General features: G+C 41.9%; 23 protein-coding genes. 9 read left to right on the plus strand and 14 right to left on the minus strand.

The annotated features are described in order from the left end of the window. Positions 1-91: 91 nt before the first annotated feature. The 5 genes from BM043_RS17760 to BM043_RS17780 form a co-directional block, all read right to left on the minus strand. Positions 92-1111, minus strand: coding sequence for a hypothetical protein (locus BM043_RS17760; protein ID WP_092794137.1), 1020 nt, complete (start codon positions 1109-1111; stop codon positions 92-94). Between the two features lie 99 nt (positions 1112-1210). Then, positions 1211-1747 carry a hypothetical protein gene (locus BM043_RS17765; RefSeq protein WP_245753074.1) on the minus strand — a complete coding sequence of 179 codons (537 nt, stop codon included), beginning with the start codon at positions 1745-1747 and terminating at the stop codon, positions 1211-1213. A gap of 120 nt (positions 1748-1867) precedes the next feature. Then, positions 1868-2518 (minus strand): ribulose-phosphate 3-epimerase, encoded by a 651-nt coding sequence (gene rpe / locus BM043_RS17770; protein ID WP_092794142.1) that lies wholly within the window; start codon positions 2516-2518, stop codon positions 1868-1870. Between the two features lie 55 nt (positions 2519-2573). After that, positions 2574-4244 carry a S8 family serine peptidase gene (locus BM043_RS17775; protein WP_092794145.1) on the minus strand — a complete coding sequence of 557 codons (1671 nt, stop codon included), beginning with the start codon at positions 4242-4244 and terminating at the stop codon, positions 2574-2576. Next, a complete protein-coding gene (locus BM043_RS17780; RefSeq protein ID WP_092794147.1) occupies positions 4231-4905 on the minus strand; it encodes a hypothetical protein in 675 nt (224 codons plus the stop codon). The genes BM043_RS17775 and BM043_RS17780 overlap by 14 nt, the downstream gene beginning before the upstream one ends. Positions 4906-5031: 126 nt before the next feature. Between BM043_RS17780 and BM043_RS17785 the strand changes: the two genes are divergently transcribed. Continuing rightward, on the plus strand, positions 5032-5652 hold the full coding sequence (locus BM043_RS17785; protein WP_092794150.1) for a beta/alpha barrel domain-containing protein: 621 nt from the start codon (positions 5032-5034) through the stop codon (positions 5650-5652). A gap of 73 nt (positions 5653-5725) precedes the next feature. Here BM043_RS17785 and BM043_RS17790 read toward each other — a convergent pair whose 3' ends face one another. The 3 genes from BM043_RS17790 to BM043_RS17800 form a co-directional block, all read right to left on the minus strand. Beyond that, the gene (locus BM043_RS17790; RefSeq protein WP_092794220.1) at positions 5726-6676 is read right to left on the minus strand and encodes an aldo/keto reductase; all 951 of its coding nucleotides are present in this window, start codon (positions 6674-6676) and stop codon (positions 5726-5728) included. Between the two features lie 59 nt (positions 6677-6735). Next, complete coding sequence (locus BM043_RS17795) at positions 6736-8142, minus strand: NAD-dependent epimerase/dehydratase family protein (protein WP_092794153.1); 1407 nt, start codon at positions 8140-8142, stop codon at positions 6736-6738. A gap of 160 nt (positions 8143-8302) precedes the next feature. Continuing rightward, positions 8303-9286: a DUF6807 domain-containing protein gene (locus BM043_RS17800; protein WP_092794156.1), complete on the minus strand. Its 984-nt coding sequence runs from the start codon at positions 9284-9286 to the stop codon at positions 8303-8305. Positions 9287-9367: 81 nt separating this feature from the next. On the opposite strand from BM043_RS17800, the gene BM043_RS17805 reads away from it, so the two are divergent. Beyond that, complete coding sequence (locus BM043_RS17805; protein WP_092794159.1) at positions 9368-10294, plus strand: ThuA domain-containing protein; 927 nt, start codon at positions 9368-9370, stop codon at positions 10292-10294. On the opposite strand, the gene BM043_RS17810 is transcribed toward BM043_RS17805, so the two are convergent. Further along, positions 10295-11449, minus strand: a complete 1155-nt coding sequence (locus BM043_RS17810) for a methionine aminotransferase (protein ID WP_092794162.1) — start codon at positions 11447-11449, stop codon at positions 10295-10297. A gap of 72 nt (positions 11450-11521) precedes the next feature. Between BM043_RS17810 and BM043_RS17815 the strand changes: the two genes are divergently transcribed. Beyond that, positions 11522-12031, plus strand: coding sequence for a YdeI/OmpD-associated family protein (locus BM043_RS17815; RefSeq protein ID WP_092794165.1), 510 nt, complete (start codon positions 11522-11524; stop codon positions 12029-12031). A 29-nt stretch (positions 12032-12060) separates the two neighbouring features. Here BM043_RS17815 and BM043_RS17820 read toward each other — a convergent pair whose 3' ends face one another. Then, the gene (locus BM043_RS17820; RefSeq protein WP_092794168.1) at positions 12061-12189 is read right to left on the minus strand and encodes a 30S ribosomal protein THX; all 129 of its coding nucleotides are present in this window, start codon (positions 12187-12189) and stop codon (positions 12061-12063) included. A gap of 141 nt (positions 12190-12330) precedes the next feature. On the opposite strand from BM043_RS17820, the gene BM043_RS17825 reads away from it, so the two are divergent. The 4 genes from BM043_RS17825 (at position 12331) to BM043_RS17840 (ending at position 16183) form a co-directional block, all read left to right on the plus strand. After that, entirely contained in the window at positions 12331-13041 is a 711-nt protein-coding gene (locus BM043_RS17825; protein WP_177188516.1) for a LamB/YcsF family protein, read from the plus strand. Next, positions 13029-13724: a 5-oxoprolinase subunit PxpB gene (pxpB, locus tag BM043_RS17830; RefSeq protein WP_092794174.1), complete on the plus strand. Its 696-nt coding sequence runs from the start codon at positions 13029-13031 to the stop codon at positions 13722-13724. The genes BM043_RS17825 and pxpB overlap by 13 nt, the downstream gene beginning before the upstream one ends. Further along, a complete protein-coding gene (locus BM043_RS17835; protein ID WP_092794176.1) occupies positions 13721-14596 on the plus strand; it encodes a 5-oxoprolinase subunit C family protein in 876 nt (291 codons plus the stop codon). The genes pxpB and BM043_RS17835 overlap by 4 nt, the downstream gene beginning before the upstream one ends. Before the next feature lie 75 nt (positions 14597-14671). Continuing rightward, positions 14672-16183 carry a DUF4301 family protein gene (locus BM043_RS17840; protein ID WP_092794178.1) on the plus strand — a complete coding sequence of 504 codons (1512 nt, stop codon included), beginning with the start codon at positions 14672-14674 and terminating at the stop codon, positions 16181-16183. A 119-nt stretch (positions 16184-16302) separates the two neighbouring features. Here the strand turns inward: BM043_RS17840 and BM043_RS17845 are convergent, their stop codons facing one another. The 3 genes from BM043_RS17845 to BM043_RS17855 all read right to left on the minus strand — a co-directional run bounded on the left by BM043_RS17845 (position 16303) and on the right by BM043_RS17855 (position 18300). Then, complete coding sequence (locus BM043_RS17845; RefSeq protein WP_092794180.1) at positions 16303-16653, minus strand: helix-turn-helix domain-containing protein; 351 nt, start codon at positions 16651-16653, stop codon at positions 16303-16305. Positions 16654-16655: 2 nt separating this feature from the next. After that, entirely contained in the window at positions 16656-16955 is a 300-nt protein-coding gene (locus BM043_RS17850) for a type II toxin-antitoxin system HigB family toxin (protein WP_092794183.1), read from the minus strand. Positions 16956-17136: 181 nt separating this feature from the next. Further along, positions 17137-18300, minus strand: coding sequence for a THUMP domain-containing class I SAM-dependent RNA methyltransferase (locus tag BM043_RS17855; RefSeq protein WP_092794189.1), 1164 nt, complete (start codon positions 18298-18300; stop codon positions 17137-17139). Positions 18301-18464: 164 nt separating this feature from the next. Here BM043_RS17855 and BM043_RS17860 point away from each other — a divergent pair, with 164 nt between their 5' ends. Together BM043_RS17860 and BM043_RS17865 are read left to right on the plus strand one after the other, a co-directional pair. Then, positions 18465-19847 (plus strand): 3-keto-disaccharide hydrolase, encoded by a 1383-nt coding sequence (locus BM043_RS17860; RefSeq protein WP_092794223.1) that lies wholly within the window; start codon positions 18465-18467, stop codon positions 19845-19847. 14 nt (positions 19848-19861) lie between these two features. Continuing rightward, on the plus strand, positions 19862-21211 hold the full coding sequence (locus BM043_RS17865; protein WP_092794192.1) for a Gfo/Idh/MocA family protein: 1350 nt from the start codon (positions 19862-19864) through the stop codon (positions 21209-21211). Between the two features lie 39 nt (positions 21212-21250). On the opposite strand, the gene BM043_RS17870 is transcribed toward BM043_RS17865, so the two are convergent. Continuing rightward, positions 21251-22273, minus strand: coding sequence for a LacI family DNA-binding transcriptional regulator (locus tag BM043_RS17870; RefSeq protein WP_092794194.1), 1023 nt, complete (start codon positions 22271-22273; stop codon positions 21251-21253). Positions 22274-22328: the final 55 nt, after the last annotated feature.

Genomic DNA, 22328 nt, shown 5'->3' on the forward strand with positions numbered 1-22328 from the left:
GCTATTCACAGGGTATGATAAGGCCGCAAGATAGTAAAAAGGAGGTGCTTTTGAAAAGAGAATGTGATGGTAAAAGAAGCTTATGAAGAGATTAATACCACTGACCTATTTTTCGGTTTTGCAAATTAAAAATCCCACTGCCCCGATATTCGATACCATTGTGTGAATGTTTCATCACTACACCGCATCCACCGATTTTGCATCGCTTGGTGCCAGGAATCCGTAAGGAAAACCCAACTTGCATGGCATATACTTGCTGTTCAATATCTTGGAACTCCGAATAATCTGAGGAGGCATAGCTAAATCCTCGGAATTCAACTCCTCCTTTGACAAAAAACTTGGTGTATTCGGAAAAATCCCGCTCCAATCGCAGCCCAATACCATAATAGGGCTCGTCCGCCACAGCCAATCTAGGCGTGTAGGGAGTCCCATCGGCTACCAAAGAAGGATCAATGGCATTTTTCAAAGTTAACTGTCCAAATTCCGCTTCTGCGATTACCCGCCAGGGATAGACTTGCCGTACCCGCTGACGCAATTCGGATTGCATATAAAGATTTGCAGAGGCGTAGTTTCTATACCTCCACTGTAAATACTTCGCGCGTTTTCTAGCATCCCATAGAATCAATCCCACGGTTCCGTACAACTTACTGACTTGATAGGTACTTCCTTCAAAGGGTATTTCCCAATTCTGTCCTCTCATCGGACTCAGGTTGCCCCACTCCTGTCCATAGCCACCTCCGACGGTGATGATGTTGAAAACATTGATGCGGAGACCGGCATTGAAAACAGGAAACGTCCAGTCCTGACTGTTCATTTCCAAGGGATTTTCCTCTGAAATATCCAATGGCTCGTCGAAATTTTGAAATTGCGATAGGAAATAACTATCGGGCCTTTCGGAATAAAAACTTGTACCAAACTGATGATAGGCTCCTCCGGTGGAAAGTTCCAAGGCAAATTGCTCCAATACATTTCTAAAGATATTCCCAACCGCAGACTCGCTTTTTGGATTTTTGGCCTTGGTCGTTATGCCAAAAATATCATCTTCCTGAGCCAAAATAACTGTACTACTCAAGAGGAAAATTCCGCTGAAAATGAGGATTGATTTTTTCATGAATTAAAAACGTATCAAGTTTCGTTCCAGTGTAAAAGTATAAAAAAAGCCTCCCGTTGGGAAGGCTTTTGATTCAATCGCGAAAATGAATCGTAAAATTTATTTTCCGTCTTCAGCAGCTTCTGCTTCACCGTCCTCTTTTTCAGCAGCACGCTCAGCATCTTTTTCTGCTTTGATTTCTGTAATCATAGAATCCAGCTTTTCTTTCAAAGCAGGATCTTCTTTGGTTGCAGCTAAAACCTTATTATAAACTGGAACACTTATTACATCACTTTCAGTAATCAATTCAGTTTTATAATCCACCATGCTTTGTTGAAGGGAATTCTGAAAATCCAAAATAGCTTGATATGCTGCTTTTTCTTCTTCTGTTACTTCAGCTTCCGCCATTTTTGCATCATCTCCCCACGCTGCTTTGATTTCATTATATCGCGCACCGCCATCGATCACCTCATTCTCGAGAACCATATTTCTCAATTCCTCAGTTTTATCATCTTTATATAATAAGGTCATTGCCTCCATGGTTGCATACTGAGTAAGCTCCTCATCAGTTACTGGTTCAGCAGCTTCTTCTTCCTGCGCATAAGCGGACATCCCGAACAAAGCGAAAAACGCTCCAAATAGCAATACTTTTTTCATAATCAATCGTGAGTTTAGTTTTTTCTAAGATTGCAATAAACTAGCCAATGCCCAATTTATCAAGGATTTTCTCGCTGAATTAAGATTTTTTAGGATAAGTGGTCAAGAAAATAAGCCTATTTACAGTCTTTTCAATTCTGCGATCGTCTCTATGGGTTTTAAAGAACTAAAGACAAAACTTCCCGCAACCAAAACATCTGCTCCAGCTTCAATCAATTTTGGTGCATTTTGCAAATTCACTCCTCCATCAATTTCAATTTGCGTTTTTGCTCCTTTGGATTCAATCAGCTGTTTTAGCTTTCTGACTTTCTGATAGGTGTTTTCGATGAATTTTTGACCACCAAAACCCGGATTAACAGACATCACACAGACCAAATCGATATCCTGAATCACATCTTCCAAAAGATCAACCGAAGTATGGGGATTGATCGCAACTCCCGCCTGGGCACCCAATTGCTTAATCCCTTGCAGCGTGCGATGGAGATGGGTACAGGCTTCGTAGTGAACCGAGATAATTTCTGCCCCGGCATTTCGAAATGCTTCGAGATAGCGATCCGGGTCCACAATCATCAAATGGACGTCAAGTGGCTTTTTGGCATGCTTGGCAATGGCTTCTGTCACCGGAATACCAAAGGAAATATTGGGAACAAAAACACCATCCATGATATCCACATGAATGTAATCTGCTTCGGAAGCATTGAGCATTTCTACTTCTTTTTGCAGATTGGCAAAATCAGAAGCAAGAATAGAGGGAGCAATTTTAGCTGGCATAAGGGGGAAAATTATTCACAAAACAAATAAAATTTTGCTCCCAAGCCAAAAAGGTTTAATACCTAAAAAGCTTGGTTCTTTTAATCGACTTGGAGTCTTGGATTTGTATGATGTACAATCCCGGATTAACGCTCGAAAAATCAACTCGGAAAGGAATCTTGGAATCCTCTCGTTGAACCTCAGTTTTCAAAATGATTTTTCCGCTCATGTCCAGCAATTCGAATTCATAAATTAATCCTGAGCTGTATTCAAGCAAAAGCTCATCTCCATACAAAGGATTGGGATAAACCTTCCAGATTAGTTCCTCTTTTTCATCCTCCACATCTAATATCTCTCCGTAGTATGCATCCCAAAAATTGGGGATGCCATATCCGATGATGGTATCCGGATCATCTGAATTTGTAGCAGATCTCAATAAATTCTCTACCAACTGAGCTCGTGTCCATTCTGGCCGAGCTTCCCAAAGACCAGCGGCCAGAGCGGTAATCTGCGGAGCGGAAAAGGATGTTCCACTTGCAAAACCCACATTATCGTTGGACCGAATGATCGCTGTACCATTTCCAAAAGTGACCAAATCAGGCTTGATTCGATCATCCGCTGTAGGTCCTCTCGAACTGAAAGAAGAAGGCTCCAAATCCTGATTGAGCGAACCGATCGACAAAGCCATAGGAGAATCTGCCGGAGGTGAAATTGAGCGTTCCCCAGGACCTTCATTACCGGAGCTCGCCACGACCAAAATCCCTTTTTCGGAAGCAAAATTGGCCGCTTGGGTCACAATTGCTGTTTTTCCGTCAATTTGCTCTGCGGTATAATTCATATTGGGATCATCGAAGAAATTATTATACCCCAAGGAGCCATTAATAATATCCGCGCCGAGAGAATCTGCATATTCTGCAGCTCTTAGCCAATTAAATTCCTCGATTCGGTATTCGGTAGCCACCTCTTCAGTGATCGCCAAAATGTAATTGGCATCAGGCGCTCCAGCTATAAACTTTTCGGGATCATTGCTGGCAATGACCGATAGTACATTGGTGCCATGCTGATTATCGATAAAGACATTATCATTCCACGGCCGGACTACATCGATAGATCCGACGATTTGATTATTATCCACCAAATGACCAAGTGCCGAACTGGTATTGACCCCGGGATAGCCTGCATCAAAAACCGCAACAGTCACCCCCGCCCCCTTAAAGCCTTCTTCGTGCATCAGATTGATTCCCAATAATTCATTTTGAAAATCAGTGGGAAATTCCATCGACTTGAGCATTCTTGCTGCTTTTCTTCGCTCAGTATTGAATGAAAACTTAGCGTTTAACATCGACCCTAAACTCGTTCGCTCATTCAGCGGAGGCGGATTATACCCGTATCCAATCAGTTCTACCCGTTCCACAAAAGGAAGGGATGATATAGGTTCGATTTGATCTTGCTCCAAGACTACCACAGATGCGTTGAGCCATTTGGTATGATATAAAATAGCAACTGCTTCTTCTTGGACAGCTTCCACATATTTGGGTGAAACAGGAAGATCCGTACTGTCAACCGGAACAGCTTCTCTCAGTCTTCGAAGCAGAGCTTTTTCGGTCAAAAAAGTCTCCGGGTCATCCAAACTTAAATTTTCCTGAGGTTTGAATTTGTAAAAAACTGCAAAACGATCCTGCGCTTGACCCGATGAGCCCAAAAATAAAAACATCAATAATCCGATAAGTAACTTATTGACGCTCATAAGACAGTAAATTCATGTGTAGTTTACTCCCTGAATCAATCAATTGTTCACCTAAGCAATCATTTCTAGAGCAATAGGTCAAAACCTCAGCGTATTTTTCGACCAACCCTACTCCCTTTTGGAATACTTCATATCGATTGTCCCGAAAGGTAATTTCATCGTCACTTTCTTCCTGAAGGATTTTAACCTGCGCATCCGATTCCGATGAGGAAATCACCTGAAGCTCGTATTCATCGCTATTTGCATTTCTGAATAAATTTCCATCCCATTTTTTCCCTTCAATCAAAGGAAAATCCAAGACAACTTCAGGCTGATTATTGACCGTTCGGATCAATTTGTCCTCTCGGACTAGCAGGGTATATTCTTGGTCAAATTCCCAAGATTCCTGATCGGGAGATCGATACCTTGCCAGGACGAAAACCTGTTCTCTTGCATCATTGACATAAATAGTCCGAATATGATCCCGAAGAAAATACGAAGAGTCTTCCGAATCATTTTCCCCAAAGTAAATGGTTTCATCCACGGAATAGGTCCAGGTACTACCCACCAGTAAGGGTTGAAAATCATATCCCTGCTCAAAAGTCGGAACCTCTACTTCCCGATCACAGGAAGCAAAAAGCATCAAAATTACAAGATAAAAGAGAGCTCTAAATCGATCCATAGTTCAATAGCATTTTTAAAAATAGAAGGATTAAATGAAAAAACCGAAAAGAATAATCGGCTCAATTTTCAATTTTATTAGGACTGGTCATGTTTGAGTTTTTACATTTGCGACAAATTCGATCCTATGGCACTCAAGACTTTTGTAAAAATAAGTGGAATTACCAATCTCAGTGACGCCAGATATTGTGCGGGAATGTACGTGGACCTGTTGGGTTTTGAGCTCGAGGAAGACTCGCCTAAATATGTCAGTCCCTCTCAATTTTCCGAAATCACCGGATGGGTTTCAGGTCCTGATTTCATAGGAGAATTTGACAAACTGGAAGCCAATCTGGTTCATCAGGTGATCGAAAACTACCCGGATCTAAACTGGGTGGAGCATTCGGATATTCGTACACTTTTTACCTTGGTAAAATCTGGAAAAAAGGGAATTTTAAAAATCCCGGTTGCAGATATCAATAAATTGGACGAAGCCATCATCAATGAAATTCAAGATCACGAAATTTCCCTTCATGTGTTCACCGAAGACAGGGTTTTGTCTGAATCCGAGATGGCTGATCTCCATCGATTGGCAGCCGAAGTTCCAGTTTTAATCGGCGGTAATCTTCAGCCGGATTTGTTGGTCAACCTTCCCGAAAAGCTCGGATTAAAAGGAATCGCTCTTGATGGCGGAGAGGAAATCAAACCGGGCCTGAAAGATTTTGACGAATTGGCAGAAATACTCGAAGCACTAGAAATTGAGGATTAAGAAGCAAATAAAAAGCAAATCCCGCCCTAATATAGAGCGGGATTTATTTTTTGAGCGGACTTTTCTCTTCGGATTAACTATCCCAAAGATCAGATGGCTTATAGGGACTCTGAGGTCCTGTGAAAAAGCTCCCATCTACAAAGCGATGGGAAACTCCTATATTTTTGAGCGCCTCAAGATCCTCTTGATCCAATTCCAGTTCTGCAGCTTTTAGATTTTCTTGAATTCTCCCTTGGTTTACTGATTTTGGGATGACTACAATATCCCTTGAGATGGACCAGGCAATAAGGACCTGTCCCACGGATGCATCATGCTTTTGGGCAATGTCTTTAACTACTTGATTTTCCAATAATTTGGGGTCGTCTTTGTGTCTCTCTGCCCTGCTATCCGGCGAACCTAAAGGACTATAAGCAGTCATCAAAATTCCATTGCTTTTGCAAAACTCCACCAACTCCTCTTGCGGTAAAAAGGGATGCATTTCCACTTGATTCATTTCTGGCTTTTGACCGGAGACCGACATGATTTCGGTTAGTTTTTTCTGATTAAAATTAGAAACCCCGATATGTTTGGCTTTACCATGAATTCTCTGCTCTTGCATGGCCTGCCAGGTTTGTGTCAACGGCACGTCCTGATAAGTATAAAATTCCTCCCGGTGTGAGGCAAAACCTACCCCGTGCTTGAAAGAAATTGGCCAGTGAACCAAATATAAATCCAAATAATCCAGTCGGAGATCATTCAAAGTCTTATCCAATGCCGGTCCCACGTCCTCATAGCGGTGCGAGTCATTCCAGAGTTTGGAAGTAATAAATACCTCAGAGCGCTTGACCAATCCATCACCGAAAGCATCTGCCAAACCTTGGCCTACCTCCTTCTCGTTCTGATAGATGGCAGCACAGTCTATGTGTCTATATCCGGCTTCCAATGCCCAATAAACTGCCTTTCGGACTTCTCCTGGTTTACTTTTCCAAGTGCCCAAACCGATAATCGGCATGGTATCTCCATTTTCAAATCTGACTATATTCATTTTGGATTTAGGTTTTTTATGGTTGGGTTTAGATTCTGATTGATTTCTCCAAAAGTTAATCAATCTACTTTTCTTTCTAAGTATTTTTTAAAACGATTCATCACCCAAAGGTGAAATCTTGCCTGAGTAGTAACGTATACGTACCAAGGCAATCTCGGAACAAACTCATGAATGGCAGATAAAATATAACTGCCACCCAACACACCCCTAAACTCCAGCCATCCATAATCAAATCGCTTAACCAGCCATCCTCCTGTGATATAAAAAAGCTGACGGTCATTGTCACTTCGATCCGGAATCATGGTCAATTGAAGCATGGGTTTCTTGCCCCATAAGAGGTGAAATCCGATATCTCCGGTTTCCGTTCGCTTTCCATTGATGAGGAATTTGAAAAAGCTCGGCAACCAAATATTGTAGCGATTTGCCACCCAGGTAGCCGAATGTCCACTTCTATTACTCATTCGCTGAATACTACGAACGGTATTTCTCACGCCTTTATTCTTGTAAAAAACCGGTAAAACAGGATTTTCCTTTGAGTTCAGCGCGATATCCGCAGCTTCTTCATAGCTGAGATAATCGATTTCTTTTTCTTTAAATGCCAATTCAGGGGTAACTGTCAAGGTATGGCGTAGACTTTCTACCAAAGGCGAAACCAGCTGCGGAGGACTTTCTCCGAATATACCCACCCATAATTTACTTAACCCTAAAGAAAAAACAGGAACAGAGAATACGAGCCTTTTTTTACCCATTACTTTGGCAGTACGTTCAAGCATATTCCGGTAGGTCATCACCTCAGGATTTCCGATTTCGATCACTTTGTCAAAAACCTGGGCATTACCAATACAGGTATCCATGATATCCAAGGTATCCCTCAAAGAAATCGGCTGAGTTTCGGATTCAGTCCATTTAGGACACATCAAAACAGGCAGTTTTCTAACCAGATTTTTGATCATATCAAAACTCGAGCCTCCAGGTCCTACAATGATAGATGCTCTCAAAGCCGTGAGTTTGGCGGATCGAGATCCCAAGGTTCTCTCTACTTCCAAGCGGCTTCTCAGATGGCGAGAAAGCTTACTTTCAGGCTCCTCTGGAAGCAAGCCTCCCAAATAGATGATTTGCTGAACTTGGTTCAATGCCGCTGCCCTACTAAAATTATCTGCCAGCAATAAATCCGTATCTTCAAAACTCCCCTGATTTAATCGCGTCGAGGCATTCATCGAATGCACCAAATAAATGGCAACATCCACTCCATTGAGCGCCTCCACGGTACTCGTAATCGAATACAATTCCACTTGCCTCCACTCTACTTCGGGATGAGGATTTTTTTTCACCTTTTTCCGACTGAGTGCTACAATATGATATTTATCTTTGAACTGATGAATAAACCAACGACCGATATATCCTCCAGCCCCAGCTATTGCTACGGTTGGTTTTCGTTGATCAAAGGTGCTTGAGACTGGCTTCATAAAAATGATTTCATAAATAATAACTCAAAAAGGAAAGGCCTGTTTGGAAATATCCTATGCAAAAAGTTATTATCAGCCCAATTTAGAGACTTAATCCAACATTTGCGGATCAAAACCGATAATAGTTTTCTCCTTTACCTCTCTACAACAAACTCCCCCATCAATAATTCCCCAAGCTTTCCACATAGCTAGACCAATATGCGTCTGCCTCCTCAAAACTAAGCTCCCCGTCAAACACAATAAGTCGATAGTTCAGCTTGTATTTTTGACCAAAATCCAATTTCCATTCTTCTTCTCTAATGGGTGTAAAGCCCAAAAAAACATTACCTTTTCCTCCATTGGAATCTGAAGGCCAAACCCGTAAAGGCTCGGGATGAGAGTGGTTTTTTGGATTGCTCAAAATCAAAATTCCACTTTTGCCGGAGGCATGTTGACTTTCACCAATGAGCATAATCCATCGCGCTCTTGAAGCATCCGCTTCATCTCTAGATTTGGACTCAGAGGTCAGAATTTGGCTGGTAGCTGAGCCCCAAGTTTCCACAGCTCGGATGAAAACTCCTCCCCCATATCGATATTGATCCAAAACCATTCCCGAAGGAATCATGGTCCAAAATTCACGCTGATAATCCAATACATAACGATTCGAATCAATCGGCTCTAGGGAGATCGTCAGCTCTTCTTCCATTGCCAAGTTACCCTTAGCCGAAGCTGTTAAATCGATGTGATTTTGGCTTACGGTGATCAGGGCACGGTTTGATTCCTCTTTTTTCTGTAAAATTTCTCCAAAATCCACTCTTCCCTTTTCATCTCCCAAATTCCAAAAATCAACTGACCTTCCCTCTATGGTCGCTCTCGTCCACGGTCCCCAAAGTCCATAATGATGATAATGGTCTTCTGGCTGAATCCGAGTCAAAACCTGTCCGCTTAAGGTTCTCAGTGGATGAATAAACCCCGACATGGCAAAGGATTCATTTATACCTTCCGGAACTTTGGCGGTTGCAGTTTGATAGCTGAGTACTGTATTGGAATTTATCAGAAAATCAATACCAGAAGAAGATTCCCGTAATTCCACTTGTTGGCCGAAGGCGGAAAAAGAAACCAGGATCAAAAATTGCAATCCAAATAAAATTCTTTTGATAGACATAAAATTTTCAAGTTATTGGGTGATGCCTATGAAGTTATGACTTTACTGAACAAATTCCTTCTACTAACCCACTTGTTACCCATGAAACCCTCTTTAATCTACGGAATCCTTTTCCTTTTTTTCTGCGGTATTTCCCAAGCCCAAGACCTTCAGGAAGTGTCCTTGGATGATAGCTGGAAATTGAAAATTCAAAATTTAGCCCCAGAAAAATCAACCTTTAAAAGCTCCGGAAAAAAGAAGGTTTTGATTTTTTCACTGCATACCGGATTTGAGCATTGGGTCATTCCGCACACCGAAGAAATGCTCAAAATCATCGGTCAAAAAAGCGGGATTTTTGAAATGGTTGCCAGTAAAAATATTGAGGAATTTGAGGCGGGAAACTTAGAAAACTACGATGCAATTATCCTAAATAACACCTGCTCCAAACCCGATCACCGCAATTTATTTTGGGACAAACTCCGAGAAGAATCAAATGAGGACTCGGTTATTCTGATGAAAGAGGCTTTGCAGTTGGAAAAAAATCTGCTCGATTACGTAGCAAATGGAGGCGGATTGATGGTACTACATGGAGGAATAACCACTCAAAATTCCTCAACTGAATTTGGTAAACTGATCGGAGGAAGCTTTGACTATCATCCTCCACAGCAAAATTTCCGGGTTTATCTCGAGGATCCCGAGCATCCGCTCGTTCAGGCTTTTCCCAAAGAAGGATTTGAGCATATCGATGAGCCTTATTTTTATAAGAATGCCTACGATAAAGGTGATTTCAAGCCTTTGCTTTATTTCAAAAATTCAGAAATCGAAAAACAGCGAAATGGTCAAACCGACCCAAGAGAAAAAATCTACGTCGCATGGATTAGATCAGAAGGTGATGGAAAAGTTTTTTACGCTTCCCCTTCTCACAATGCGCAGAGTTTTGAAAACCCCGATTTGCTCCAATTTTATTTGGATGGAATGCAGTATGTCATAGGTGATGTGGAATGCGATGAAACGCCTGTCGGTCGCTGATCAAAGAATCTCTTCTAATCGAAGAAGTCTATTCATGGCTTCTTCCAGTTCCCTTTCTTCCTTGGCAAAACAAAAACGAATAAACTGATTATCCGTCCCATTATGATAAAAGGATGAAACGGGAATACAGGCCACTTTCAGTTTTTTGCACATGAGTTCGGCCAGCTTTTGATCGCTGATCTTGGATAAATGACCATAGCTGGCCATTTGAAAAAAGCTTCCTTGAGTTGTGCTGAATTTCAGTTTGGTTTGTTTCAATCCTTCCAAAAATAGGTTTCTTTTTTTCTCATAAAATTCCTGAATCGATTGATAGTGATCCGGATTTTCCAAATATTCTGCCAGAGCAAATTGAATCGGAGTGACTGTACTAAAAGTCAGAAATTGATGGATTTTACGAAATTCCTTTGTCAATTCCTTTGGCGCGATACAATAGCCGACTTTCCATCCTGTGACATGAAATGTCTTTCCAAAGGAACCACAAACAAACGTTTTCTTTCTCAACTCCTCATTCCCAAGTAGGGATAAATGGGCTCGACCATCGAAAGTAATATGCTCATAAACTTCATCGCTAACCACAAAAATATTCCGGTCCCGGATCAAGTCCGCCAAGATCTTTAAATCCTCAGCTGTCCACACATATCCGGTCGGATTATGAGGCGAATTGACGACAATCAATTTGGTCTTAAAGCTCACCGCAGATTTGATCCGATCCCAATTCACGGAGAAATCAGCTTCATTGAGTGAGATATGGATCGGAATTCCTCCATTTAGAATAATAGCCGGCTCATAGCTATCGTAAGCAGGCTCTAAAATCAAAGCCTCGTCGCCAGGGCGGATTACGGTGCTGATTGCGGCAAAAAGTGCTTCAGTGGCTCCGGAAACGATCGTCACTTCCTCTTGGTAGTCCGGCAAAAAACCATAACATTTTTCTGTTTTTATTGCCAGATTTTTTCTCAAGGACTCAATACCGCTCATCGGAGCATATTGATTGTGACCAAGTTTGATGTATTTCGCAACCAAATCCAATAATACCGAATCCGCATCAAATCCCGGAAAGCCTTGCGAAAGATTGATCGCCCCCTGATCCTTGGCCATTTGAGACATGATCGTGAAAATAGTGGTTCCGGTATTGGGGAGTTTTGATCGGATATTCATCGGTGGAAATCGTATTTTAGTCGCAAGAAAGAAGGGAAGATAGACACTTCATTAAGTAATATCAAAAATGCAATGGAAAGCTTTCAAGCAAAAATCCAGAAGTTTGACTTTAATCACTGGCAATATCACGTAGCGGTTTCGGATGAAATTGCCACAAAATTCATTGACGTAGATCATCGAAGAGTATTGGTTTGGATCGATTCCCTTGGTCCTTTTCACATGGCCTTGATCAAGTCAAAACATTATTGGTACCTGATGGTCAATCGGCAGATTCGTGAAAAACTCGGGCTTGAAGACGGCTCAACTGTTTCGGTCCAATTGGAAAAAGATCAAAGTGAGTTTGGACTGGAGCTCCCCGAAGAATTTGAAGTTTTGATGGATCAGGATGAGGAAGGTCGTATTTATTTCAATGGATTGACCCCCGGAAAACAGCGAAGTTTGATTCATTTGGTAGTCAGGGTAAAAAATCCTGAAAGTCGGATGAAAAAATCTTTGGCGATCATGCATCATTTGAGATTGGCAAAAGGAAAGTTTGATTTTAAGCAGTTGAATGAGTTGATCAAGTACTACAATAACTTATAAAAAAAGGGAGTCGAAACTCCCTTTTCTTGTCAATCCTTTTTGTCCAGTCCCATCCGCTCGCGGCGAGTCTTTTTATTGGCTGCTGTTTTTGGTCTACTTGCTCCGAAAGTTCCGCGGTTAATCTTTCCTCTTTTGGTTTTCAAATCTCCTTTTCCCATATAGATTATTGATTTTGGTGAAACATGTCACTAAATTAAAAAATCGTAAAATTCAAGTCAAATCCTGTTTTTCAGCCCGATAATCAATGCTCAATCAAAATCTTTTGTAACTTGAATTAATAGATTAATCCTCTACCATTTGTGTTTGAAATCAACTGTGACTTAGGCGAAGGAATTGCTAATGAAGATCTAGTTCTTCCATTTATCGATGCGGCAAGTGTAGCTTGCGGAGGCCATATTGGTGATGCACATAGCATGCGAAATACGCTCAAACGCTGTATCGATTTTGGCAAAAAAGCTGGGGCTCATCCCTCCTATCCGGATCCTCAAAATTTTGGACGAAAGTCTTTGATCATATCCGACAAAAAATTACTCGAAAGTCTTCAAAGACAAATTGACGTTTTTTTGACTATCGCCGGGCAACTTCAAGTCCCCATAGATCACATCAAGTTTCATGGTGCCTTATACAATGATGCAGCAAAAAAAACCGAGTTGGCAGAAGTTCTGTGTGAGTTTATATCCGAAAATTACCCTTCCGTTCCTTTGTTTGTTCCGCCCCATTCCGCTATTGAAAAAGTGGCTAAGGAAAAAGAAATTCCTATCAAGCGTGAGCTATTTGGCGATCGGGCTTACACGGACAATTATTTACTTCTTTCACGTTCAAAAGAACATGCGCTCTTTACTGAATTAGCCGAGGTAGAAAGTCACTTGAAAGCAATCATCGAGGATGGAATAATCGAAAGTAATTCCGGAAAAAAACTACCCATAACTGCCGAAACGATTTGTTTTCACGGAGACAATCCCGGAATCCTTTCTTTCCTCCCCATAATCCGACAAAAATGGTGGCATTAATCCCATCGATAAGAACCATCAGTCCCAGACTTACGGAGTTGTTTTGGGATGTCCCAGTTTCCGACGAGCTGTTGGAAATGAAAATCTATATTTTATCAGAAATCAGTAAGAATTTCGCACCCTCCATCGAGGATATTAGAAGCGGATTCAAAACTATTTCTATCCAGTGGAAAGAGCGATATGGTAATTTTGGCTTTGAAGAATTTTTGGCTAATCTGAGTTTAAAGCCAACTAGTCTTGACACAAAAACCTGGGAAATACCCGTATGCTACGATCTTGAATTTGGATTTGACCTAGACCGACTGGCAAAATTAAAACCCATAACTATTGAGGAGTTTATCCATCTTCATTCATCTCCAACCTACCGAATTCACTTTATCGGATTCTTGCCCGGTTTCCCCTATTTATCTGGCTTGGATCCGAAATTGACGACCCCCCGAAAATCACAACCTGATCGGGCGATTCCATCAGGATCCGTGGCAATTGGCGGAAATCAAACAGGGATATATCCTCAGCAGAGCCCCGGAGGCTGGCATGTCATTGGTCGTACCCCAATTCGTGTTTTCAATTCCAAAGCTAGTCCACCTGTTTTTTTTGAAATGGGTGATCAGATTAAATTCAAACCTATTTCCAAAGAAGAATTTGAAGGATTAAAGAATTTTAACCCTTTGCAATTATCATGATCCGAGATCCAGCTTTTGCAAAAATTATCAAAACAGGACCGGGCACGAAGGTGATTGACCTAGGTCGAAAAGGATGGGGAAAATTCGGAATACCAAGCGCTGGACCTATGGATATCTTAGCTTTTCGATGGGTAAATCACATCCTGAGGAATCCAGAAAACTCGGCGGTTTTGGAAGTTCAACAGCCTGGACTTGTACTCAATTTTGAAGCTCCTACGCTGATCGGACTAGCGGGAGCCCAAGCTGAAATAAAATTGAACGGAGTTCAAAAAAATAGTGGTTGCCTACTGGAAATCCCAGCAGAAAGTGAGTTGAAAATCGGAGGTTTTGATAAGGGTTCCATTTTGTATTTGGGAATCAAACAGGGAATCCAAAGTGAATCGAAATTGGGTTCCAAAAGCTTTTTTGAAGGAATCACCGAACAAATTCAATTTTCCAATGGGGATAAATTCATGTATTTCACGAATCAGGAGATCCCTACCTTTAAGGCAAGGGCAAATCCTGTGTTTTCTACCAGCTATCAGGACAAAACCCATATCAGAGTCTATCCGGGACCGGAGTGGGATTTGCTCCAAAAAGAGATGCAAGACCAATTATTAAACCATACTTTTTTAATTACTCCGTTTAAAAACAGAATGGGTGCGCAAATAGACAGTCCTTTTAAAAATGAGTATTCATCAATCGCCACCGCAGCCGTTTTTCCCGGAACTGTCCAATTAACTCCGAGTGGCAAACTGATGATTTTGCTTCAGGATGCCCAAGTGACGGGAGGTTATCCAAGAATTTTACAACTGGAAGAAAATGACCTTCCAGCGTTCAACCAACTGAAAACTGGCCATGAATTTAGATTTGAGCTTCAATCTTTCACCTAAAAATTGAAATAATTAAGCAGAGAATTGAGATAGACACTTAGGTCAATTATATTAGGTTTTTATAACTAATCAGCCATGAACAAATCTCTTGAATCACAAATAGCAGCCCAAGGCATGAATCCGGAAACGGTCGCCAAACAGATCGAAAATTTCAAATCCGGTTTCCCATTTTTAAAAATAACCGGTCCAGCTACCCCCACAGATGGAATCAAAGTCCTGAGTGAGGAGGAAATCCAACATCATCTGGAAACTTATCCTCAAAAAGCAGCAAAAATCGAGGTAGTCAAATTTGTCCCGGCATCAGGTGCTGCTTCGCGCATGTTCAAAGATTTATTCGCCTTTCTGGAGGGAAACGGGGATTTGTCCTCTAGTAGCTTCGTTCAGAAATTTATTGATCAGATCGAAAAATTCGCTTTTTACCCGGAATTGGATCAGGCCCTTCGGGAAAAGAGAAGCAGTATAAATGACTGTTTGGATCGGCAAGATTATAAGGAAATCATCGCCACTCTTCTTCAGGAGGATGGTTTGGGCTATGGGAATCTTCCTAAGGGACTTTTACGCTTTCACAGCTATGGAGATACCAAGCGAACTCCAGCCCATGAGCATTTGATCGAAGGAAGTCAATATGCCGTTGGAAAAAATGAAACGGTAAAAATTCACTTTACCGTATCTCCCGAGCACGAGGAAAAATTTAAAAATGAAATTGCCTCAATCCTTCCGGGATTGGAATCTGAAACCGGGCTGAGGTTTGAGGTGACTTATTCCCAGCAAAAGAAATCCACCGATACAATCGCGGTGACCACAGAAAATGAACCATTTATCGAAGAAGATGGAAGTATTTTATTCAGACCTGCGGGACATGGGGCTTTACTGGAAAACCTTAATGACATCGAGGCCGACCTGATTTTTATCAAAAACATTGACAATGTCGTTCCTGATCGATTGAAGGAAACGACGAAAAATTACAAGGCTGCAATCGGAGGAGTTCTTTTAGCTATCCAAGAAAAGGTGTTTGCGATTCTCGAAAAACTCGAAACAGATATGTCAGGGGAAAATCTAGCCCTTGCAAAAAAATTGTATTGGGAAGAATTAGGCGGAAAATTACCGGGTGATTTCGAAGCTCAACGTGAAATAGACCAAGCTAAATTTATAAAGGAAAAACTCAATCGACCGATTCGCGTCTGTGGCATGGTCAGAAATACCGGAGAACCCGGAGGTGGGCCTTTTTGGGTGCTTGAAGAAGATGGAAGCCAATCGCTACAAATATTGGAAACCGCACAAATTGATCTCAATGATCCCGATTCCAAAAGCCATTTTCAAGCAGCTACCCATTTCAACCCGGTGGATTTAGTCTGTGGAACCAAAAACTATAAGGGGGAAAAGTTTGACTTATTGGAGTTTCGTGATCTGAAAACGGGCTTTATTACTGAAAAATCAAAAAGTGGACGCGAATTGAAAGCTTTGGAACTGCCAGGCCTATGGAACGGATCCATGGCAAACTGGAACACGATTTTTGTGGAAGTCCCCTTGATTACCTTCAATCCGGTAAAAACCGTAAATGATTTACTCAGGGATGAGCATCAATAAAAATTAGAAAGCTGAAGTGAGAAAGATGAAAAAAATCAGTCTTCAGCTTCCTAATTTATTTCACTCAGCTTTAGGAAGCCCCTTAAAAAACCCTGTGTAGCATTTTCGAATTTAATCTATCAATCTAATAGAATCTCTGCTGGAATTTTTAACCCTTTATATAATGACTTAATCATACCCAAAGTCAAACCTCTTTTTCTATTAAGAATCTCACTTACTCTACTCTGACTACCAAGGTATTTTACCATATCGGCTTTAGTCATTCCCATTTGGTCCATTCGAAATTTGATAGCATCAATCGGGTCAGGCGGAGCAATAGGATAATGTTTCATCTCGTAGGACTCAATCAAAGTCACCAATAAATCTAGTTCATCGCCTTCAGGTGTATCTTTTCTTGCTCCCCATAATTCTTCAACCCTGCTGAGAGCAGAATTGTAATCTTCTTCTGTTTTTATTGGTCGAATATTCATAATCAAATCGTTTTTACATCAATTTTATCATATTGTTTATGCGTTCCTATGAATCTTATGAAAATCACTTGAAACTCATAGTCAATCGCGACAACTAACCTATAATCATTGCCTTTGACATTGAAAACTACGCGTCCCTCTCCAATAATACTTGCACTTTTAAATTGTTCTTTTAGCTCGTTTGAAGTTTTCCACTCAGCTGCTTTAGCATCATGATACCAAGCCCTCAATGAGGCTTCAGAATCTGAGTATTCTGGCTTTTCAAAGAACTCTCTTAAAGTTCTGAAGGCAATGATTCTCATGATTCAAATATACAAAATCAATCTATTTTTTCCCAATTTGGGATATTCTATTCTTCTGACTGTCTAGCAGCTAAGCGGAATAGGCTTGCCATTGAAATTTACAAGAGCGATACAAAATTTCGAAAAAATTAAAACTCCCAAATTTATTAATCCCGGTGATGGATAATTTTTTCTTCTAACTTTAACCCTCTCTAGTCCCCTGATAGAGTTCATATTTCAAAAGGCGACAATCAATCGTTCCATTCCAAAATTCAATTCTCCGGCTGGCTTTGAGTCCTACTTTTTTGGCTAATTCCATATTTCCCGTAAAAATATAACCTCGATAGCCCGCACATTTTTGTTTCATAAAATCCCCTATTCGCTTATAAATCGCCTCCAGCTCTGCTTCCTCACCCAGCCGCTCTCCGTATTCGGGATTAAACATGATGACCCCACGCGGCCTTTCGGGAATCGGCGTTTCGGCAAAGTCGCATACTTCAAACTGTATCATATGATCCACTCCTGCTGTGGCGGCATTTTCTTGTGCAAATGAAATTGCCTGAAGGGAAATATCCGAGGCAATGATTTTGAGTTCGGGGATTTCAGTGATTTTACTTTTCAGCTTGGTTACTTTGGCTTCATAAGCACTTGAGTCATATCCCAAAATAAATTGAAAAGCGTAATGATCCCGATAGAGTCCAGGATATCGTTTGGTAGCCATCAAAGCAGCTTCGATTGCCAAGGTACCCGATCCACACATGGGGTTGATAAAAGGCACACGGGTATTCCATTCAGTAGCATAAATGGTAGCCGCTGCCAAATCCTCCATCATGGGAGCTTTTCCTGGGATTTTTCGATAGCCATGCTTGGCCAGCGTCTCACCTGAGGTGTTGATGTATACGTTAGCGTGGTTTTCTTTCCAAAAAACCTGAAAAACCAAGCCGTCAAAATCAGAACCGGAATCAGGTCTACGTCCAAATTTTTCACGAAACCGATCTACGATGGCATCTTTGACTTTTACATTGACGATAAGCGGCGTAGTCACGGATTCATTATCCACGACCGAATTGACTGAAAAATACCCGTCCACATCCAGATAATCCTCCCAGGGGATCGATTTCATCCGACGATAAATATCATCGGCATGCCTGAGATAAAAGGACTTAATTTCATAAAGCACATGTGAGGCGGTCCGAAGATGGAGGTTTAGATCCATACATTCCTCAAGAGAGGCTTTGATTTCCACGCCAGTTCTACCGACAGATTCCGGCACAAAACCCAATTCACGGATTTCTTTTTCCAAGTATGAAACAGAGCGGTCCTTGCAAGTGACAAAAACTTTTTCCTTCTGATTAAAATCAAGCATGTGCAAAAGTAGGGATTTCGAACCAATCCCTGCTAAAAGCCCAATCTGTGAAATCTATAATTTTTTTGGGGAAAGCCGCAAACGATTGCGTAATTTCAAGCTGTGACTATTTGTTGCAGTGAGCCAAAATCTTGAATTTAGAAAATGAATTAGCAACCCAAAACATGAAAAAGCATTACTCTAAACTATTCCCCACACTTGCCTCGGCCCTTATTTTAGCATGCTCCGCGCCAGAAAAACAAAATGATGGTTGGCAGGAATTATTCAATGGTGAGGACCTGACCGGATGGAAAGCCGTCGCCGGAACTGCTGAATTTTCTGTAGAAGACGGCGTTATTGTCGGAACAGCAGTCGCCGGTTCTCCCAATACTTTTCTGATCTCGGAGGAAAGTTATGGTGATTTTGTCTTAGAACTCGAGCTCAAAGTGGAGCATGAAACCTCAAACTCGGGAATTATGGCAAGAGGGCAGTTTGACCCGGAAGCCCGAGACGGAAATGGGCTGGTTTACGGATATCAAATCGAAGCTGACCCAACCGATCGCGGATGGTCAGCAGGTGTTTACGATGAAGCAAGACGGGGATGGCTTTATCCCCTGGAGCTCAATCCTGAAGCAAAAACGGCCTTCAAACTAGGTGAATTCAATCAATACAGAATCGAAGTCATCGGCGATGAAATCAAAACCTGGCTCAACGGTCAGGAAGTTGCCTATGTCGTGGACGATATGGACAACAGTGGATTTATCGGTTTACAAGTCCATAGCATTTCCAATCCCGAGGACTCGGGGAACAAAACCTATTTTAGAAACATCCGCATCAAAACCGAAAACATTGAGCCAACACCTTTTCAAAAGGATCTTTTTGTAGTCAATAATCGACTCAACGAATTGACCGATTATGAAAAAAATCAGGGATGGCGATTACTCTTTAATGGTGAAAATGCAGAAGGTTGGGTGGGTGCTTATAAAGACAGCTTTCCCGATTTTGGCTGGTCAGTCAATGAGGGGATTTTAACCATTGCCGAGTCCGACGGTGGAGAATCTACCAACGCGGGAGATATTGTGACTACCGAGGAATTCAGCGCATTTGACTTTGCTTTTGAATTTAAGCTTTCCGAAGGAGCCAATAGTGGAGTTAAATATTTTGTCACTTTGGAAGAGGAAAATACCGGATCGGCAATCGGACTGGAATATCAAATTCTTGATGACGAAAGACATCCTGATGCCAAAATGGGCCGGGAAGGGAATCGTACCTTGGCTTCTTTATATGACCTGATCAAAGCTGAAAAACAGGATCGATTCCTCAAACCCATTGGGGAATGGAATAAAGGAAGAATCGTCGTACACCCAGACAATAAAGTGGAGCATTACCTAAACGGTATCCAAGTCCTGGAATATGTTCGTGGATCTGAGGAATTCCGGGATTTGGTCGAAATCAGCAAATATAAGGTTTGGGAAAACTTTGGCGAGGCTCCTCAAGGACACATTCTCCTGCAGGATCACGGCAATGAAGTAAGCTTTAAAAACATCAAAATCAAAACCCTGAATTAACCACCTGAATAACCATGAAAAATCAAAACAGAAGAGATTTTCTCAAGAAAAGCACGGCAGCCACATTAGGGCTTTCCGCACTCGGTGCCGTTGGATTTTCGGCTAAATCATACGGTAGAATCTTAGGAGCCAATGACCGACTCAATGTCGCTATCGCAGGCTTGGGAAGAAGAATGGGCGCTTTTTATGAGCCCATAGCACTGCAGTCCTCAAATGTAAATCTGCTTTACCTGTGCGATGTCATGCAGCGGCAAATGACCAATGCAGCCAATAATTTCAGCAAGCATATTGACTATCAACCTACTCTTGAAGGGAATATAATTAAAGTATTGGAAGACAAGGATTTGGATGTATTGATCAACGCTACACCAGACCATTGGCATGCACCGGGAACCTGGCTTGCCATGGAGCGTGGAAAACACGTCTATGTAGAGAAGCCCTGCTCCCATAATCCCCGCGAAGGCGAACTGCTGATCGCTTTGCAAAAGAAATATAATAAGGTGGTTCAAATGGGAAATCAGCAGCGATCAGCGCCAGAAAGCAGAGAAATCATCACTGCAATTCATAATGGCGAAATCGGAAAAGCTTATAAGGCGGTAGCCTTTTATTCCAATGCCCGAGGTGAAGTAGTCAACCCCTCACCTGCCCCCGTTCCGGAAGGCTTGGATTGGGAACTATTCCAAGGACCTGCTCCACGGAAACCTTACATGCACGACACTTGGGATTACAACTGGCACTGGTACGGATGGGATTATGGAACCGCCGAGACGGGCAACAATGCCACACATGAACTCGATGTGGCAAGATGGGCGCTACAGGTAGATTATCCGGAGCAAGTATTCGTCGATGCAGCAAAAGAACATTACCCCAATGACGGATGGACCATGTACGATACCATGGAAGCTACTTTCAGATTCAAAAATGGTTCGACTATCATTTGGGATGGAAAAAGTAGAAATGCCTACAGCACCTACGGTTCAGATCGGGGAACGATCATTTTTGGGACAGAAGGAAGCGTTTTTGTCAACAGAAATGGCTACAAACACTACGACCGAGGTGGGAAGTTGATCAAAGACAGTACGTCTGGAGGGTCGGAAGCTGGGACAGCCCTTGGTGGCGGAGGAGACATGAGTACTACCCACGTGGTTAATTTCTTCAATGCTGTGAGAGGTACGGAAAAGCAAAACTCCAACATCGAGGAGGGTGCCATCAGTTCACTGATGTGTCACTTGGCAAATATCGGCTACCGAACCGGAGAACTACTGGAATGCGATCCTTCATCAGGACGAATCACCAATTCTGAGGAAGCCATGAAGCTGTGGTCCCGAACTTATGAAAAGGGCTGGGAACCGCCACAGGTTTAAAATTTTTCAGAGCCGCTTCTGAGAAGGGGCGGCTTTTTTTCACCTCACAAGGGTAGATTCTCTGATTGTCAATTGGCTGGGTAATGAAATTACTTCATTGGGTAAATCCGGCTGACGGGGTTTGGTCAGTTTTTTAATTAGGATTTTGGCGCATTCCTGTCCTATAGCCTCGGCGGGTTGAGTAATGGTGGTGAGTGATGGATTCAAAAGATTTGGAATGCTCATATTCGAAAAAGAAATCACTTTCAAATCATCCGGAATCGAAAGATTGTTTTTTTTGACTGCATGATAGGTAGATAGGGCCAGCTTTTCTACTGAAGCCAAAATCCCATCCGGACGATCGCTCGACTGAAGCAATGCTTTGATCAATTGAATATTTTCCTCATCCTGATGACTACAGCAAATACTTAAGTTGGAATCAGCTTCAATACCCTCCTTTTTCAAGGCATCCAAATAGCCCCGATATCGCTCTCGGGTGATGGAAAGCTCCTTGCTGAGCATCAAAAATGCAATGCGTTTACACCCCTGCTGGATCAAGTGCCTGGTTCCTTCAAAAGCACTTTCGTAGTCATTGGTGATAAATTTGGTTGTCGGAATTTCCCCGCAAACCCGATCAAAAAATAAAATGGGAAGACCTCGATCATAAAGATTTTTCAAATGGGAAATATCACTGGTTTGGCTGGAAACCGACATCACAATGGCATCCGCTCTTCCATTTTGCAAAAGGGAAACGATTTTTTTCTCCTTTTCCACATCTTCATGGGTGCTGTATACCAATAGATGATAGCCATGCTCAGAGGTGATCGACTCGATTCCATCGATGACTTGAGCAAAGAAATTATTGATCCGCTCGGGAATAATCACAGCAATGGTTTTACTTTTATTTTCCCGAAGACTTCGTGCAAACGGATTGGGCTGATAGTTCAAATGCTCAGCCATGGAGATGACTTTTTTCTTTGTGGCTTCCGAAATCTCGTAACTATCGTTCAACGCTCTAGACACGGTTGATGGGGCAAGATTGAGTTTTGAAGCCAATTCCTTCAAGCTGATACCGTTTTTCATAACGTTTTTGGGAATAATGGTTTAAAAATCAACAAAATCAGTTTGGAATTAAAAT

Source organism: Algoriphagus hitonicola, from assembly GCF_900113375.1.
Lineage (GTDB): Bacteria > Bacteroidota > Bacteroidia > Cytophagales > Cyclobacteriaceae > Algoriphagus > Algoriphagus hitonicola.